Annotated in this window: 11 protein-coding genes; 1 reads left to right on the top strand and 10 read right to left on the bottom strand. The window is 22.8% G+C overall.

The genetic code is table 11. From position 1 onward, the window contains the following. The first annotated feature begins 14 nt into the window (after positions 1–14). Complete coding sequence (locus BMUR_RS00730) at positions 15–1,781, top strand: DUF262 domain-containing protein (protein WP_013112680.1); 1,767 nt, start codon at positions 15–17, stop codon at positions 1,779–1,781. A 45-nt stretch (positions 1,782–1,826) separates the two neighbouring features. Here the strand turns inward: BMUR_RS00730 and BMUR_RS00725 are convergent, their stop codons facing one another. From BMUR_RS00725 to BMUR_RS00680, 10 genes are all read right to left on the bottom strand, one after another. Beyond that, the gene (locus BMUR_RS00725; RefSeq protein ID WP_013112679.1) at positions 1,827–2,939 is read right to left on the bottom strand and encodes a DUF3298 and DUF4163 domain-containing protein; all 1,113 of its coding nucleotides are present in this window, start codon (positions 2,937–2,939) and stop codon (positions 1,827–1,829) included. A gap of 346 nt (positions 2,940–3,285) precedes the next feature. Further along, positions 3,286–5,889, bottom strand: coding sequence for a polysaccharide pyruvyl transferase family protein (locus BMUR_RS00720; protein WP_013112678.1), 2,604 nt, complete (start codon positions 5,887–5,889; stop codon positions 3,286–3,288). A gap of 117 nt (positions 5,890–6,006) precedes the next feature. Then, on the bottom strand, positions 6,007–7,293 hold the full coding sequence (locus BMUR_RS00715; protein WP_013112677.1) for a hypothetical protein: 1,287 nt from the start codon (positions 7,291–7,293) through the stop codon (positions 6,007–6,009). Positions 7,294–7,346: 53 nt separating this feature from the next. Next, a complete protein-coding gene (locus BMUR_RS00710; RefSeq protein WP_013112676.1) occupies positions 7,347–8,357 on the bottom strand; it encodes a polysaccharide biosynthesis protein in 1,011 nt (336 codons plus the stop codon). A gap of 5 nt (positions 8,358–8,362) precedes the next feature. Beyond that, a complete protein-coding gene (locus tag BMUR_RS00705; RefSeq protein WP_013112675.1) occupies positions 8,363–9,193 on the bottom strand; it encodes a sugar nucleotide-binding protein in 831 nt (276 codons plus the stop codon). Continuing rightward, entirely contained in the window at positions 9,190–11,430 is a 2,241-nt protein-coding gene (locus tag BMUR_RS14295) for a glycosyltransferase (protein ID WP_013112674.1), read from the bottom strand. Before BMUR_RS14295 ends, BMUR_RS00705 begins: the two co-directional genes overlap by 4 nt. Continuing rightward, positions 11,420–12,529 carry a radical SAM protein gene (locus BMUR_RS00695; protein ID WP_013112673.1) on the bottom strand — a complete coding sequence of 370 codons (1,110 nt, stop codon included), beginning with the start codon at positions 12,527–12,529 and terminating at the stop codon, positions 11,420–11,422. Before BMUR_RS00695 ends, BMUR_RS14295 begins: the two co-directional genes overlap by 11 nt. Before the next feature lies 1 nt (position 12,530). Next, positions 12,531–13,652: a non-hydrolyzing UDP-N-acetylglucosamine 2-epimerase gene (gene wecB, locus BMUR_RS00690; RefSeq protein ID WP_013112672.1), complete on the bottom strand. Its 1,122-nt coding sequence runs from the start codon at positions 13,650–13,652 to the stop codon at positions 12,531–12,533. Next, a complete protein-coding gene (locus tag BMUR_RS14290; protein ID WP_013112671.1) occupies positions 13,649–15,394 on the bottom strand; it encodes a glycosyltransferase in 1,746 nt (581 codons plus the stop codon). Before BMUR_RS14290 ends, wecB begins: the two co-directional genes overlap by 4 nt. A 7-nt stretch (positions 15,395–15,401) precedes the next feature. Next, positions 15,402–16,613, bottom strand: a complete 1,212-nt coding sequence (locus BMUR_RS00680) for a glycosyltransferase family 2 protein (RefSeq protein WP_013112670.1) — start codon at positions 16,611–16,613, stop codon at positions 15,402–15,404. Positions 16,614–16,653: the final 40 nt, after the last annotated feature.

The following is a 16,653-nucleotide window of genomic DNA, read 5'->3' as shown; positions in this document are numbered from 1 at the left end:
TTGTGAGGTTAAGTATGTTATTAGAAGAAACATTTAAAACAGTCAAGAAATTATTAGAAAATAAAAAAACAATAAAAATACCAAATTATCAAAGATCCTATTCTTGGGACGAAGAACAAATACGTCAGTTTTTGTATGATATAGAAGAATATGCTGAAAAAGAAAGTCATTATTATGTAGGGCATTTTTTATTTGAAGAAAGAAATGGTAATTTTTATATTATAGATGGTCAGCAAAGACTTACTACTATAGTTCTATTAATATTTAGTATTTATAATATGCTTGATGATAATGAAGATTTAAAAAATATATATAACTTTATATCAAAAAAATTTTCAACAGTTTCTTATGATAATAATTTTTTTAAAGGAATAATAAAAGGAGAAATTAAGCTAAATAAAAAATCTAAATCTTTTGAAACTCTATCACAAAAACGTATATATAATGCTTGCAAAATATTTAATAATGCTTTAAAAAAACAGGATAAAAATTATATAAGCAATATATTTAATATTATTATGAAAGCTTCATGTACTGAACATATTATTAATAAACAGGAAGAAGCTGTTCAAATGTTTATATATGAAAATAATAGAGGTAAAAGACCAACTAATTTAGATATACTTAAATCATTATTTATGCATACAATATATTTAAATTCTGATAAAGTAGAAAAAGATATAAAAAAAATAACTAATCAATTTAAAGAGATTTTTACTAATATAGCAAAAATAGAAGATATTTTGAGTGAAGATAATTTTCTTGAAGTTACTATTAAAACTTTTTTTAATGATTTGAAATATAGAGGCATAGATGATATAAGCAAATATTTAGAAGAAAATAATAATGATAATATTCCAAATAAAATTATAAGTTTGAGAGATGATGAAAATACTCAAAAGTATAATATTGGCAACAAAATTGATTTTATAAATGATTTTGTAGAAGAATTAGTTAATAATGGGAAATATTTATCAAATTTTAAAGATGATAGTAAGTTTTTTTATATACATTCTATAATATCATTAGGAATTAGTGTTGATATATATCCTTTTATTGTGTTTTTATACAAAGAAAATATTGATAAAGAAAGCAAAAAGAATTTCATTGAAATATTAGAAAATTTGTTGATTAGAAATAGAGTTATTACAACAAGAAAAAGATTATCTATAGAGTTAAATAAGAGATATTGGAGTTTATTAGATGATAGCTATAATTTTATAGAAGATATTAATAAACAGTTTGAAACTGCAGATTTTACTTGGAGTAATAATGAACTTATAAAATTTCTTGATGCTGAAATATATCATCATCCTACAGCTAAATTTTTATTATGGAAATATGAAAACTACTTATTAAAGAAAGATAATATAAGATACGACGATAAAAGAATGAAAAAAATTACTTTAGAACATATTTTACCTATTGAAAAACCAAATATTGAAAACCATTATTATGGATATTATGATGGCAGAAAGCATTTTAAAAGTGTATATGAATATGAAACAAATGAATTATATATGTTACAAAGATGTTTAGGTAATTATTTACTTTTGAAAGAGGGTATTAATAAAGCTGCTAGTAATAGTGATTTCAAAACAAAATTAGAATATTATAATAATCAAAATGATAATATTAAATTAGAGCAGCAAAAAGAAATTATTGATAACTATTTTAATAAAAAAACTAATGAATTAAAATCTAATTGGGATAAAAATGCCATAGAAAAAAGGAGAGATAAAATTATAAAAGCTATAAAAAAAATATATAAAATAAAATAGAAATTTTAGAGGATAGTTAAATTAATAACTACCCTCTTATAAACTTTATTCAAATATAGTTTTGTACTCGTCTTTTAAATAAGGCTTTATTTCTTCTGTTGGTATTAATACTCTAGTCTCTCCAATAGAATAAGGTCCAATTTCGTATATTCCCCAAGTAAATACTAAACCATTTTGTGTAATATAAAAATTATTGTTTTCTAATGAAAGTTCATTCAAATCAAAATAAGATCTCTTATCTCTTCCATCTATTTTTAATAGTTTGTCTTTTATTAAATTAAGTAAGTCAGTATTTTTTAAGTCTGTTATTAAATCTTCTATTTTTAATTTATTTCCGTTTTCTAATGAATAAACACTGTATACTGTAGCATAGGTTCCATGTGCACCTCCTGTGTACTCATATATAAATCTGTTTATTGAAATAAATTTTTCGCTTAAATAATTTATGCAGTATTGACTTAAATCTTCTGATGTGTTGGCTATATAATCAGAGTTTACCCATTCATCATAATAGGTATTCATTTTATTGCTTATTATATTTTCTTTTTTTAATAATGATTCTAAATCATTAAAAGAAGCTGCATCAGTTATAGAAAACTCTTTATTTATATCCATATTGATTTTATTTATAGTTTCTGAATTATTTTCATTGTTCAATACAAATATAGAATTTTTATATTCAAATATATTATCTCTATTAGGTGAAATATTTGTGTATGTATATTCAATTATTCTTGCTCCTGTTACAGAACTTTTAACTGAGTTAAAAATTATTTCTTTACCATCTATTTTAGCATCAAAAGGATATAATATATTTGGAATATTTCCGTCTAAAGTCTTGTCATCATAAGAAACTGCTGATATGCTTCCTTCATCAAGTTCGCCTATTCTTTCTACATTGAATGTTACTGAATTTTGATTAGAGTCTGTATAAACAATTGTACCTAAATTATTTGTATTATATGTTAAAGCAGAGCTCACATACTCTCCACTATCTGACATAAAATATACTACTTCATAATTGTATAATTTTTCATTTTCAGTTAAAGGAATATCAATATTTGCTTGTATATTATTTGATTTCTTATTATTATTTGAATTGCTGCATGAAACTACTAACAATAAACTTAAAATTATAACTTTAAAATTTGTTTTCATTTTTATCCTCTTTTTCTATTTGTAAAATTAATACTTTAAAGAACAAGGAATTTATTTAATGTGTAAAATAGACTTGTTTCAAAACTAATTTTATTTATTAATTGTGGCTACTAGCCTATGTTCTACATGCTTTTGATGACACCGCCACTCATTTTTCCGAATAGGCACATACCTTGTGTTAACCAATACAAAATACATCTGCGGGGAGACGTAAAAAGACTGCATATTTATTATTAAAATGATTAATATAAAATATATAAAACATAATTTTAATAGTTAGTACATTTGGAATCTTGTCAAGTACTTCTGAAACAGGTATAATAATTAGTTAATGTATAAAATTAACCTATGCTGCGATTTTGTATTGCACCATAGGTTGTAATTTTTCATTTTCTATATTATTATAAGAATATATGTAATATATACATATTAATTCAAGGTCTGGTCTGGTCTGGTCTGGTCTGGTCTGGTCTGGTCTTATTATAAACTTGTTCCTAAAATTATTTCTCCATTTTTTTATTGGTATCCACCAAGCTATTTTATCTAATTTATTGACAATATTAATAGTTATTTTTATTCCAAAAAAATATAAATATATATATTTTTTATCATTATATATTCCAAATAATCTTATCCAATTAATATTAGATTGAGTTTTTTCCAATATTTTATTTATATCCGAATAAATACTATTGCTAATTTTATCCACATCAGAATATATATTATTACTAACTTTATCTATACTAGAATATATATTATTAGTTATATGAATTAATTTTTTGTTTTCAGATATTAAGAAATTTAATAAATCATTTTTATATGAAGTTTTTTTTAATATTTTTTCACTATCTAAGGCATTTTTTATCCACTTTAATGATCTTTCTATTTCTAAATTTAATTTCTCATTTATTTCACTAAAATCAAGATATAAAAAGTTGTATATATTACTTTGTAAAATTTTAATGTCAGATATTAATCTTTCAGATATATTTAGTAACTCTAATATAGTTTTTATTCTATAAAGTTGTGAAGAATAATAATCATCCCTTATACATACAAATGGCTTATTAAATATTACTGAAAAACATATGCCATGAAACCCATCTGTAATTATGAATGAGGCATTATTTACTAATGATAACCATTCTTCAGGAGATTCTTTAAATGTAGTGTATATTATTTTCTTATCTAATTTATTTGCTATATTGTTTGTAGCTTCAATATGTTCTACTTTGTAATAATATGCTAGTATATAATCTTTTTCTAGAATTTTATTTTCAGTATTTTCTATTAATTTAATATATTCTGTTTTATCAATTAAAAAAACAGGGTCTAATATAAATTCTGCTTTTAAATTTAAATTTTCATTAATAAAATTTGCACATTCTTTTTCTCTTACTGATAAGTAATCAAACTGTGAAAGATAGTGATTTATTAACAGTCTTTTTTTAGTATTTTCATTATCTATTAAATTGTCATTATCATCTCCATAAGATGTTGCAATAGCAATTTTCTTTTTATCATTATCTACAAAATCTAAAAAATATCTATACTTTTCAAGATTTGTTACTATTCCTTGCTTTTCCATTGTATATATATTCCATAATTGGTCAGAAGCTGTTATGAAAGTTGAACATTTGTTATTTATTTTTTCATCTAATAGTTCTATATCATTATAATATTTTGATGCAAATTCTCTAGCAAACCCATTTATACACCAGTCTACATTACAGTTATTTTCCATAGGATCTATAACTAAAATTGATAAATTAAATTTTTTTAGTAATTTATATAATGCATAATAAGTTAATACTGCACCATAATTACTTGCAAACCATAATCCAATAAGACCAACATCATATTTATCATAAATATCATTTAATGACTTATTGTCAATATTGTGAAAAAAATATTTTCTATTTTCAGATTTTTTTATTTTTCCATATAATGCCCAATTTAATTGTTCATACTTTTTTTTATATTCAGTTATATCTTTATACATACAGTCTTTTTTTATATTATTGAATGTACTTTTTCCTTTTTCTGTATTAATTAAAACTAAAGATACTCCTTTGTTATCATTATTTTCTACAGACCAGTAATCCCCTATAGTAATATCACCAACTCTTTTATAATTTCTATATTTACATGTTATACATTGATCTTTAATAGAAATATGATTAAAAAATGATTTTAAATATATGCTTTCAAGTCCTTTTACTAAATATTCCCCATTTTTTAATTTTATATATATTTTATGATCTATATTCCAACCAAATTTCGATTTGTCTCTAAAACTTATATACTCAATATTTCTTATATCTTCATTACTAAATAATTCTTTTAAATATTTTTTCCATACTTTTTGTGCTGGTACACTATTACAAAGTATATCAATTGTAATTAAATTATCATATTTCTTATTTAGATAAAAATTTAAAGCTGATACCTGACATGGACATCCTGTGAATAAAACTTGCTTTTTTTCGTTAAGTAATTTTTTTATTTCTAGAAATGTATTATTTAAATTACTTTCTATATATTTTGATCCTCTTAATTTATCAAGATCTTTTTTATCATTAATTATGATATGTTCAACTCCAATCCAGTCATCTGTAAAACTAGCCCCACATACATATCCATTGTTTTCTAATATGTAATTAGAAATAAGTGTAAATATTCCGCCAGATGAACTTTTCATTCTTATATCATCATTAGCCCTTACATCATATATTTCTTGTTCATATTCTGTTTTAAAATTATCATTTAAAGCATGACATTGTTTTACACATATACCACAATTAGTGCATTTGTCCTTGTTTATAACAGGATTATAAAATCCTTTTTCATTTTCTATCATATTAATTGCATTATGCGGACATATATGATAGCAAACTGAGCATCCTGTACATTCACTTTTAGCTAGTATATCAATATTATTATTTTTCATAATAAACTCTTAATATATAATTATTATTTAAATGTGAGAAATATAATTAAGCAATATTTTTAACATTTAAATATTGAAATTTATTAAATACTATTATATTATAATAACCATATTTATTTACTGTTCTGTTCTGTTCTGTTCTGTTCTGTTCTGTTCTGTTCTGTTCTGTTCTGTTCTGTTCTGTTCTAAGTAATAATTTCTAAACTTATCTCTTAGTTTTTTTATTGGTATCCACCAAGCTAATTTTTTTATAAATTCATCTGATTTTGATATTTTTTGTGGGCTTAATATATTATTTAAATTATTAATAATGTATTTAGGAACATTACCATGAAGTTTGTCATAATATAATATTTCTTTATAAAATATATTAAAATATTCTCCTAAAGAAGAATAGGCATCTAGATTAAAACTAGGATCATCATATATATCATAAAAATTAACATTAGCATTAATTATTTTATAATTTAATTTTGTTATCATGCATTTTTTGCATCTACCGCATAATTTGTATTCTTTTGATCTGTATGAATCACATGCATCAAGTTTATTTAATGCATATTTCCAATCTTTTATAACATTCATTTTATCTATTCTAGTTAAAAATTCTCCATCTGTAATAAGATTAAAACAGTTAGATTTAATAAATTTGTTTGATATCGGATTTGAACCATGTGGTACCATTATAGAATCTTGGGCAATAAATTCGTCTGAAGCAATTATTAAATTATTATAAGTATCTTGATATAACATCATTACAGATATAAATAGTGCTATAAATTCATCACCCCAATCGAATATACTAGATACTGTATATAAATTAGTATCAATATCAATAACTTCATATTTTATATCATTTGCTATATTTATGATTCTTTTAGATATTTCTTCATTTATTTTGTTATAATCTAAATCAGTATTTGCCATTATTACTGTAGGAGTCCTTGCTCCACCTATTTTTAATAGTTTTTTTATATTTTTGTTGTTTCTTCCTGCTAATCCTTTATAGTGTCTGTATAAAGTTGAAATCGAGTCTAATCCACCAGAGAAACACATTACAGCATCATTATTAAGTTTTTTAGGTTCATCATCTATTTCATCATAAGCAATTATTTTTATATTTTTGCATTTATCAGGTAACCATATTTTCCAACATTCAATAAACATTTCAAGATTATCTAAAAATGATTTATTTACATTACCTTTTATTTTACAATCTCCGCCTATAGACATCATTTTAAATATATAAAAAAATACATATGGATCATAACTTTTTGTTAAATATTCTTTTTCTGATACTGGTAATTTTATATATATTTCTTCTATTTTATTTCCCAAATCTAATGTCATTATTTTGTATATGAACCCATTCTCTTCTTTATCTTTAACTTTTAATTCGAACATATTAATTTCCTAAAATATTTATATTAATTATATGGTATTTTAATATAAATATATTAAAGCTCACTTTGTACATAATCTAATGCCAAAAGCTTTTCTTTTACTTGTTCTTTATTTAAACGAGTGGTATTATCTGAGTTATATTCTTCTTTTGATGATATTTCTGTATTACCATCTATAAAGTATTTATCATAATTTAAATCCCTATTATCGGCAGGTATTTTATAGAAATTACCCATATCAACAGCTTTAATCATATCTTCTTTATTTATTAAAGTTTCATAAGTTTTTTCGCCATGTCTTGTACCTATTATTTTTATTTCTACATTAGGATTAAATATTTCCTTAATTGCTAATGCCAAATCCATAATAGTGCATGCTGATGCTTTTTGAACAAAAATATCTCCATTTACAGCATTATTGAAAGCAAATAATACTAAGTCTACTGATTCATCTAATGACATTAAAAATCTAGTCATATTAGGATCTGTTACAGTTATTGGTTTATTTTCTTTACACTGTTTTATAAATAATGGAATAACAGACCCCCTTGAAGCCATAACATTTCCATATCTAGTAGCACATAAAGTGGTATTACCATCATTTGGTAAATTTCTAGACTTTGAAATCATTAATTTTTCCATAATAGCTTTTGTCATACCCATAGCATTAATAGGATAAACGGCTTTGTCGGTCGATAACATAACAAGTTTTTTTACTTTATTTTCTATGCATGCATCTATTACATTACTTGAACCAATTATATTAGTATGCACCGCTTGTATAGGATAAAATTCACAAGAAGGTACTTGCTTCAACGCTGCAGCATGGAATACAAAATCTACATTTCTTAAAGCTTCATTTATGCTTTTATAATCTCTAACATTACCAATATAATATTTTATTCTATCATCTTTTAATTCAGTACGCATTCTATCCTGTTTTTCTTCATCTCTAGAAAATACTCTTACTTCTTTTATATCAGTATTGTTTATAAAGTATCTAAGCATTTTATTACCAAAAGATCCAGTACCGCCGGTTATTAATAAAATTTTATCTTTAAACATAATAATTACTCCAAATTATTTATTTGTTCTTTTACTGTAGGTATATCTAATTTACAGCATAATTCCTTAATAGATGATAAACTTCTATCACATATAGGATTAGTTATATATGGTTTTATTTTGAGATTTAAATCATATTTTTCATTAAAATATTCTAACATTTGATATTTGCTTACTATATCTTTAGAATGTATATGAAATAAATCTTCTTCATATAGATTATTTTCTATTATTTGTTCACAAATTGTGGCATATTGTTTTGTTGTAATACCATTCCAAAAATGATTTAAAAATCCGTTTACAGACTTACCTTTTTGTGATTTAGCCCAACAAATTAAACTAGCATTTTTATGTATTTCTTCACCTATTATACTTGTACGCAATATCATGCATTTCCCTCTAGGTTCACCCAGAGATTTAGATTTTCCATATTCATCTAATGCATTATGTTCATCAAGTTCATTGTATTTACCTTTAAGTCCATCAAATACACAGTCTGTAGTTATATGAATAAATTTAATATTCTTTTCTTTACACCAATTAGCAGCATTCCATGGAAAAATTGAATTTATGAAAATAGAATCTCTCATATTATTAAACATAAAAGGTTTTATAATACCGATACAATTGATAACATAATTAAAATCTTTGTTTAAATTATTTATATTATCAGTAAGAGAGTCAAATTTGATACCTTTATTTTTATCAAAATTATCAAAAGCTACTTTTTCATTTCTATATGTAAAATGAACATCATAATTTTTGTTGTTAATGAAATGCCTAACAACGGTATTGCCAAGCATTCCAGTTCCGCCTAATATTAAAATCTTTTTCATTTTGCCTTCTTCTTAATTGTAATTTTTATGCCTAAAATATTGATAATAAAATATTTTTCGTTGTTTATAATATAAATTCCAAATATATTATTATTATTATTAATTAGTGAATTATTAATATAATAATTATTGTTTGTATCATTATTATTAACATTATCAATATAATCTTTCATTAATTTTTCTTTTACTTTCTCTATATAATTTTGCTTAAGTTGTTTTATAATTAAGCCATATTCATTGTCTATTTTATGTTCACTTATTGTTTTTTTATATACTTCAATTGTTCTATCAGTATAAAGATCTTTATTATAGTTTTTTATAGCAAAATCTAATGATTTTTTACCTCTTTCTTTTACTTCATTTAAATTATCTATAAAGTACTGCAATTTGTTAGTATATTCTTCTTCTTTACAGGCTAATCCACATTCTGGAGAATTTATAACTTCAGGCAAAGATGTCCCTTCAATAGAAAGAACCATTTTACCACAACTCATAGCTTCTATTGCCATAGCTCCAAAAGCTTCTTGTCTGGAAGGCATTAAAAATATATCGCATGCTTGATATAATTTAGCTATAAAATTATCATCCTTTATCCAGTTATAGAATTTTATATTGTAACTGCTTTCTAAATCCTTAAATTTATCAATTTCAAATCCCAATATAATTAATGATATTTGACTATTTGTTTTTATATTTTTTAAAGCTTTTTTTATAATATCAGCACCTTTTAGAGGACCCGCATCTGCTCTAAACATCAATGTGATTGAATTTTCAGGTATTTCTAATTCTCTTTTAGCTTCATTAATATCTCTAGGCTTAAATATATCTTGATTAATGCCATATGGAATTCTATATATTTTTTTATCTTTCCATATAGGAGATTCTTTTAATTTATCTTCCATACATTTTGAGGCAACAATTGCTACTATATTAGAATCTTTTATAGCTTGTTTTTTCATTTCAAATTTGAATGCTGTATCATCATTTTCAATTATAAATGGTTTATCTAAGTAATTACAGTCATAACAATGATCTTTCCATTTTTCACAATCAAAATGATAAACACAATGTCCACCTAATACCCATGGATCATGAATAGACCATATTATAGGTTTTAATTTACTCATAATTGGTAGATAGTTTAAGTCAATTATATTATTGAGAGCATTATGTATTATATGCATATGAATTAATTCAGAATAAAGAAAAAACTCACTCTTTATGAAATTTTCAGTATTAGGTATATTCATAATATCAAAATATTTATGTGTATGTATATCATCAGAATCTTTTATTGATGTTAAATAATCAGAATCTATATTTCTATCTCTTAAATATAAATGTAAATCATAACCATTAAATTTATTTCCTATAAGATCTGTAACATTAATTTGTATATTTTTCATCATTTTTTTATGTACATAGTCTAAAGCTATTGTATATCCAACTGTATTATAGAATTCTGCAACTTCTCTATAAAAATCTAATTTAGTTTTTGCCAATAATTTGAAATCATCTTCTGTGAAATTTTCCATTATAGAAATAAATAATTTTGAATATTCTATATTTCTTTTTTCTCCTGCTCTCATTCCTTGACTTGTAGATACATGCCTTGCTTTAATTAATATTTGACTCACTAATTTATGGGGAAATTTTTTAAAAAGTCTATAAAAGAATTCAAAATCTTGGGCTATTAATACTTTTTCATCAAATAAACCTACCTTATCAAAACAAGTTTTAGCTATTAATAATGTACATCCATGTGTTTGATTATATATTATTGGATGCAGCATAGATTGAGCTCTTGGAGGATAAGCATTAATATGATCTATATAATTTGTTTTATATACTGTTTCGTATTTTTCGTTTATTCCTTCTACATCCGCCATTATAACAGTTTCTTTATTATCTAATTTTGATAACTCCTCAACTTCTATTTTTATTTTATCAGGATAATACATATCATCATGTGAAAGCCAAGAAAAATAATCTCCTTTCATATTTTTTATAGCTAAATTTAAAGCTGTTGATGTACCACCATTTTCTTTATAGAAATATCTAACTTTATCTCCATAAGATTTTACTATTTCTTCTGTATTATCAGTTGATCCATCATTTACTACTATTATTTCTATATTGTTATAAGTTTGTGCTAATGCACTATCTATTGCCTCTTTAACATAATTACTACCATTATATACTGGTATAATTATTGAAACCAATGGATTAAAATTCATAATTTTCTCCTATATTATTATATGATAATATATCAAATTCTTTTTTTATATCTATATTATGTTCTTTTGTGAAAACTAGTCCGTCAGTTTGATTTAGAATAATATTATTTTTTATACATAAATATTCTAACAGAGCTGCCATATCTGTAACTTTTTTATCATTCATATTCCATTTAGATGGAGGTTTTGGAAAGGAATGTTCAGCATTCATTTCTGGTGCTAGAATAACATTTCTTACACCAGCCCATTTACATTTTTTTACAAAGCCTATTATATCATTTTCATTTGCATTCCACTCAAATAGAATATATTTAGCTTGTACTCTATCTGGAAATTTGCAATATTTTTTGATATTGTTCCAAACAATATCAAATTTATCTACACCTTTAATTTTTTTAAATGTTTCTGGTGTACCAGAATCAACAGAAATTCTAACTTCAATATTTCCATTTTCTAAACCATTCATAATATTTTCAGAAAATATTATACCTGTAGTATTTATGAATTGGTTATAACCGAAGTTTGAAATATTTTTAATATTATTTTCAAAATATTTACTAACTGTGGGCTCTCCTCTTCCCCAAGCAACATGAGCATGAGGAATTACCATATTCGTATCCCTAAAATATTGGATTGCTTCTTCAGCATTATATTGCATATCTGTATTTTTATGTTCTATAAAACAATAAGCACAATTAATATGACATTTTGTATAATGTGCTATCGTGAATAGTTCTATTTGTTCTGATAATTTATATTTTGGAAATATTTTTTTTACTAAATTTCTACATCCTGTACATGGATTGTTATCCTTTTGCATATCTTCTAATACTTCATCTAATTTTTGCATATATTTAGATAAGTTCAGTCGTTCTTCATTATAAGGTTTTAAGCTTTTTATTGGTCTTCCTTCACAACAAAAAGTTATTGTATTATAGCTAAATAATATCCATTTAGTGAATATATCACAATGCCAAACTTCTTTTCCTTCCCATTTTTTATTAAAATTAACTATTGATATTTTTTCAGGATATTTTTTTAATTCTTCTGACTCTAAATCTGATAGTTTATTTTTTTTAAATAAATCAAATAATTTCATATTAATATTTCCTCCAAATATTTTCATTAATATATTCAGTATATCCAAGTATTATTCTAATTACTTTCATAGATAAGCTATCAACATCATAATCTTCTACAGTTTTTGGTATTATATTATTTTTATATTGTTCTATAACAACCTCAACAGCTTTTAACACTCTATCTTTTTTATATCCGCACATTATTAATGTACCTTCATCATTACCTTCAGGTCTTTCATGAGCATTTCTTATAGTTATAGCAGGAAATTTTAACAAAGAACTTTCTTCTGTTATTGTACCGCTGTCTGAAAGAGTGCAAAAGGAATTTTTTTGTAATGCTATATAATCAAAAAATCCAAATGGTTTAGAAAAAATAATATTACTATGAACTTTAATGTTTTCTAATTTATCTAGAAGTCTTCTAGTTCTAGGATGAGTTGAAAATATTATTTTATAATCATATTTTTCAGATAATGCATTTAATGATTCTATTAAAGATCTTAAATTAGATTCTATATCAACAACTTCTTCTCTATGCGAACTAACTACAAAATATTTATTTTTTTCCAATGATAATTTATCCAGTATATTTGAATTATTAATTTTATCCTTATATATTTCAAATATTTCTTTCATCGAAGAACCGATCTTTATAATTCTTTCAGAAGCTATACCCTCTCTTTGTAAATAGTGTCTAGCCTGTTCAGTAATTACTAAATTAATATCTGCCAAATGATCTACTATTTTTCTATTTATTTCTTCAGGAACTCTTTCATCAAAACATCTGTTTCCAGCTTCCATATGAAACACAGGTATTTTTCTTCTTTTTGCCGGTATTATAGAAAGACAGGAGTTAGTATCACCATATAGAAGTAATGCATCCGGTTTTTCTTTTTCCATAACTTCATCAGAATTTGCTATTATATTTCCTATAGTTTTTGATAATGTAGAATCAGCAACATTTAAGAAATAATCTGGCTTTCTCAATTCTAAATCATTAAAAAACACCTCATTAAGTTCATAATCAAAATTCTGTCCTGTATGAACTAATATATGATCTGTATATTTATCTAATTCTTTTATAACCTGAGTAAGTTTTATTATTTCAGGTCTGGTACCAAGTATAGTCATTACTTTCATTTGTTTTTCCTATTTTTGTTTAGTAATGCATATAAGAATAAAAATATTCTATAAAAAAAATTTTTACTTCTTTTCAAAGTTATTCTTATATTGAATATATAGATATATAAATAACTTACATTAAACTCTATTTTTAATAGATGGAATGCACTTTTTTTATCTAAATTTTTTAATGAGTATTCTTTTAAAAAATTACTTCTGTATAAATAAAAATTATCTAATAATATATAATCTTTGAATCTATCTATTATGTATTTATTATTATTAATTTCATTTTGTACTTTAATATAATAGTTTGTATTTTGAAAATCATCAGTATAATAGAAAAAGTATTTATTTATGAATTTCATTTTTCCATAAAATGATAACTGCATAATAGTATTATAATCATTGTTATATGTCATATTTATTTTTTCAAATACTTTTCTTTTTATGAGCATACTGCATAATGGTATATATATTGGATTATTCCAGAAATATATCATATCCTCAAATTGTTTATCTTCATTAAAACTCAATGAATCTAATTTGGGGTATATTTTATTATTATCTTTATCAAAATAATAATTTGAATAGGATATATCTATAGATGGAGCTTCTATAAATTCATTAAATTGTGAATGTAACTTATCTTTAATTAAAATTTCATTATTGTTTATAAATTGTATAAAATTTCCATCTATTATATCTAAAATATTATTATCTTTTTCAGGATTAAAAATTTTATACTCTATATTAAAATCAATATTCAACTTATTATTTGTTATAAATATTATTTCTATATTATTATAATTTTGTTCTATGATAGAATTAATAATAAGATTAATATTATTACAATCTCTATTATATATATTAATAATGATAGAGATTTTATTATTATTAGAATAATATTGCTTATTATCTTCTTTATATGTTTTAAGTTCTGTATTTATAAAGTCTATCAATTTATCATAAATAGAATTTTGCATTCTATTTTTTATTTTATTAAGAACATTATATCTATTAAAAAATATACTTTGATATTCATCATCATTTATATTTTTTAACATATTAATCCACAGTTTATTTCCTTCATTTCTTAATAAATCTTTTTTTGAATTACTATCTTGTTTTTTATGGATTCTATATTGCAATAAAACTTTAGGTATATATTTAACTTTATATCCATGTTTGAACATTCTAAACCAAAAATCATAATCCTGCACGCATAAAAGATTTTCATTAAAGAAACCAACATTAGAAAAAACTTCTTTAGGAATTAGTAATGTACATCCGCCAATATCAGAAAGTAATATGGAATAAAAATTATTGTTTAATCTTCTATATTCTGTTTTATATGAATTTTCAAATACGGTTATAAGTTCTAGTTTTTCATTAACAAATTCAAAACCTGAATATATCACTGTTTTATCATCTATATTTTCTAATTCATTTACTTCTTCTTCAATTTTATTAGGATAATAAATATCATCATGTGATAACCAAGATATATAATCTCCTTTAGCTTCTTTTATGGCATAATTTAATGCACTAGCTACTCCTCCATTATTTTTATAAATATATGTTATTTTATCTCTAAAAGATTTAACAATATTTGCTGTATCATCTTTAGAACCATCATCAACTACTATTACTTCTATGTTTCTATAAGTTTGATTAAGAGCACTATTTATAGCATCTTTTATATAATTTTCACCATTATAAACAGGTATTATTATTGATATTAAAGGATTAGATTTCATCACAATACTATCCCCGTTTTTCGATTATAAAATTAAATCCTAAAAGATTTATTTTTGTATTTTGTTTAGAAAATTGTATGGAAAATAAGATTCTTAATATATTACTAAAAGTTATAACTATAGGAGTAGTGTAATTTTTATTATTCTTAATATTTATATTAAGACCGAATATTCTAATATTTGTGTAAAATCCATCTAATATTATAGAGAAGAAATAAGGCATCAGTTTATTATTTATAACTTTTAGTTTTTCTTCTGTTTTTAAATAATAATTATGATGATATTTATATTTATTGTATTCTTCTAAAAAATATTTATCAAAGTATTTATTTAATATGGAAATGTATTCTTTATCATTATTATTAATCTTGTATAATAAAAATTTATATTGATTGTATGCTAATTTCATATAATCATATTTATATAAAATATCATCATTCATTTTTATCAAAAAATTATAAAACTCATCTAATGAATTTCTTGAATCCATACACATTTTATTAAATTTTTCTTCTGTTAGATAATCTGTAGTTTTATTGCTATAGCTTATATCACAATAATATATATATAATTCATCATAAATAGCTTTATATGTTTTAGCAAAATAGAAAAAGATTAAACATTGCAGCATATCTTCAGCAAATGTTATATGACTATCAGGTATATATATAATAGCCTTTTTTACTATGGAAGATTTAAAAAATTTTGCCCATATATTATGGGATATTTTTTCATTTAGAACTTCATTTAGCAAATAATTATTATCTATATTGTTTCTTTTAGTTGAAAGATACCAAGAAACTCTTTTTTCTTCTTTTAATTTTTCTTTTTTATTTGGATTTGAGGATACAGATTTTACACTAAATTGAATTACATCATAATCATTATCTTTTACAGTATTAAATATCTTCTCTAAAGCGTTTAAATTTAATTCATCATCCGGATCTATATATGTTATGTAATCACCTTTAGCTTGTATACTTCCAGTTTTTCTTGCTGATAATGTGCCTTTATTTTGTTCATGCCTTATATATATTATCCTATTATCATAGTATGAATTTATAATTTCTTTACAATCACCATTAGAACAATCATCAACTATTATTATTTCAAATTTGGTAAATTTCTGATTTATAATACTATTTATACATCTTTTTAAATATCTTTCCGTATTATATACGGGTATAATTATTGAAAAAAAACAATTAATTTTGATCATATGAACCTTAAATTAACATAATTGTAATTATCAGAAAATA

Source organism: Brachyspira murdochii DSM 12563, from assembly GCF_000092845.1.
Lineage (GTDB): Bacteria > Spirochaetota > Brachyspiria > Brachyspirales > Brachyspiraceae > Brachyspira > Brachyspira murdochii.
The sequence above is the reverse complement of the archived record's forward strand: the minus strand, read 5'-3'. Positions and strand labels throughout refer to the sequence as shown.

What these genes read in the sequence shown, in the direction of transcription:
- BMUR_RS00720 (WP_013112678.1), bottom strand. Translation starts at nt 5,889, where the DNA reads ATGAAAAATAATAATATTGATATACTAGCTAAAAGTGAATGTACAGGA.
- BMUR_RS00705 (WP_013112675.1), bottom strand. Translation starts at nt 9,193, where the DNA reads ATGAAAAAGATTTTAATATTAGGCGGAACTGGAATGCTTGGCAATACC.
- BMUR_RS00695 (WP_013112673.1), bottom strand. Translation starts at nt 12,529, where the DNA reads ATGAAATTATTTGATTTATTTAAAAAAAATAAACTATCAGATTTAGAG.
- BMUR_RS00710 (WP_013112676.1), bottom strand. Translation starts at nt 8,357, where the DNA reads ATGTTTAAAGATAAAATTTTATTAATAACCGGCGGTACTGGATCTTTT.
- BMUR_RS14295 (WP_013112674.1), bottom strand. Translation starts at nt 11,430, where the DNA reads ATGAATTTTAATCCATTGGTTTCAATAATTATACCAGTATATAATGGT.
- BMUR_RS00715 (WP_013112677.1), bottom strand. Translation starts at nt 7,293, where the DNA reads ATGTTCGAATTAAAAGTTAAAGATAAAGAAGAGAATGGGTTCATATAC.
- BMUR_RS00725 (WP_013112679.1), bottom strand. Translation starts at nt 2,939, where the DNA reads ATGAAAACAAATTTTAAAGTTATAATTTTAAGTTTATTGTTAGTAGTT.
- BMUR_RS00730 (WP_013112680.1), top strand. Translation starts at nt 15, where the DNA reads ATGTTATTAGAAGAAACATTTAAAACAGTCAAGAAATTATTAGAAAAT.
- wecB (WP_013112672.1), bottom strand. Translation starts at nt 13,652, where the DNA reads ATGAAAGTAATGACTATACTTGGTACCAGACCTGAAATAATAAAACTT.
- BMUR_RS14290 (WP_013112671.1), bottom strand. Translation starts at nt 15,394, where the DNA reads ATGAAATCTAATCCTTTAATATCAATAATAATACCTGTTTATAATGGT.
- BMUR_RS00680 (WP_013112670.1), bottom strand. Translation starts at nt 16,613, where the DNA reads ATGATCAAAATTAATTGTTTTTTTTCAATAATTATACCCGTATATAAT.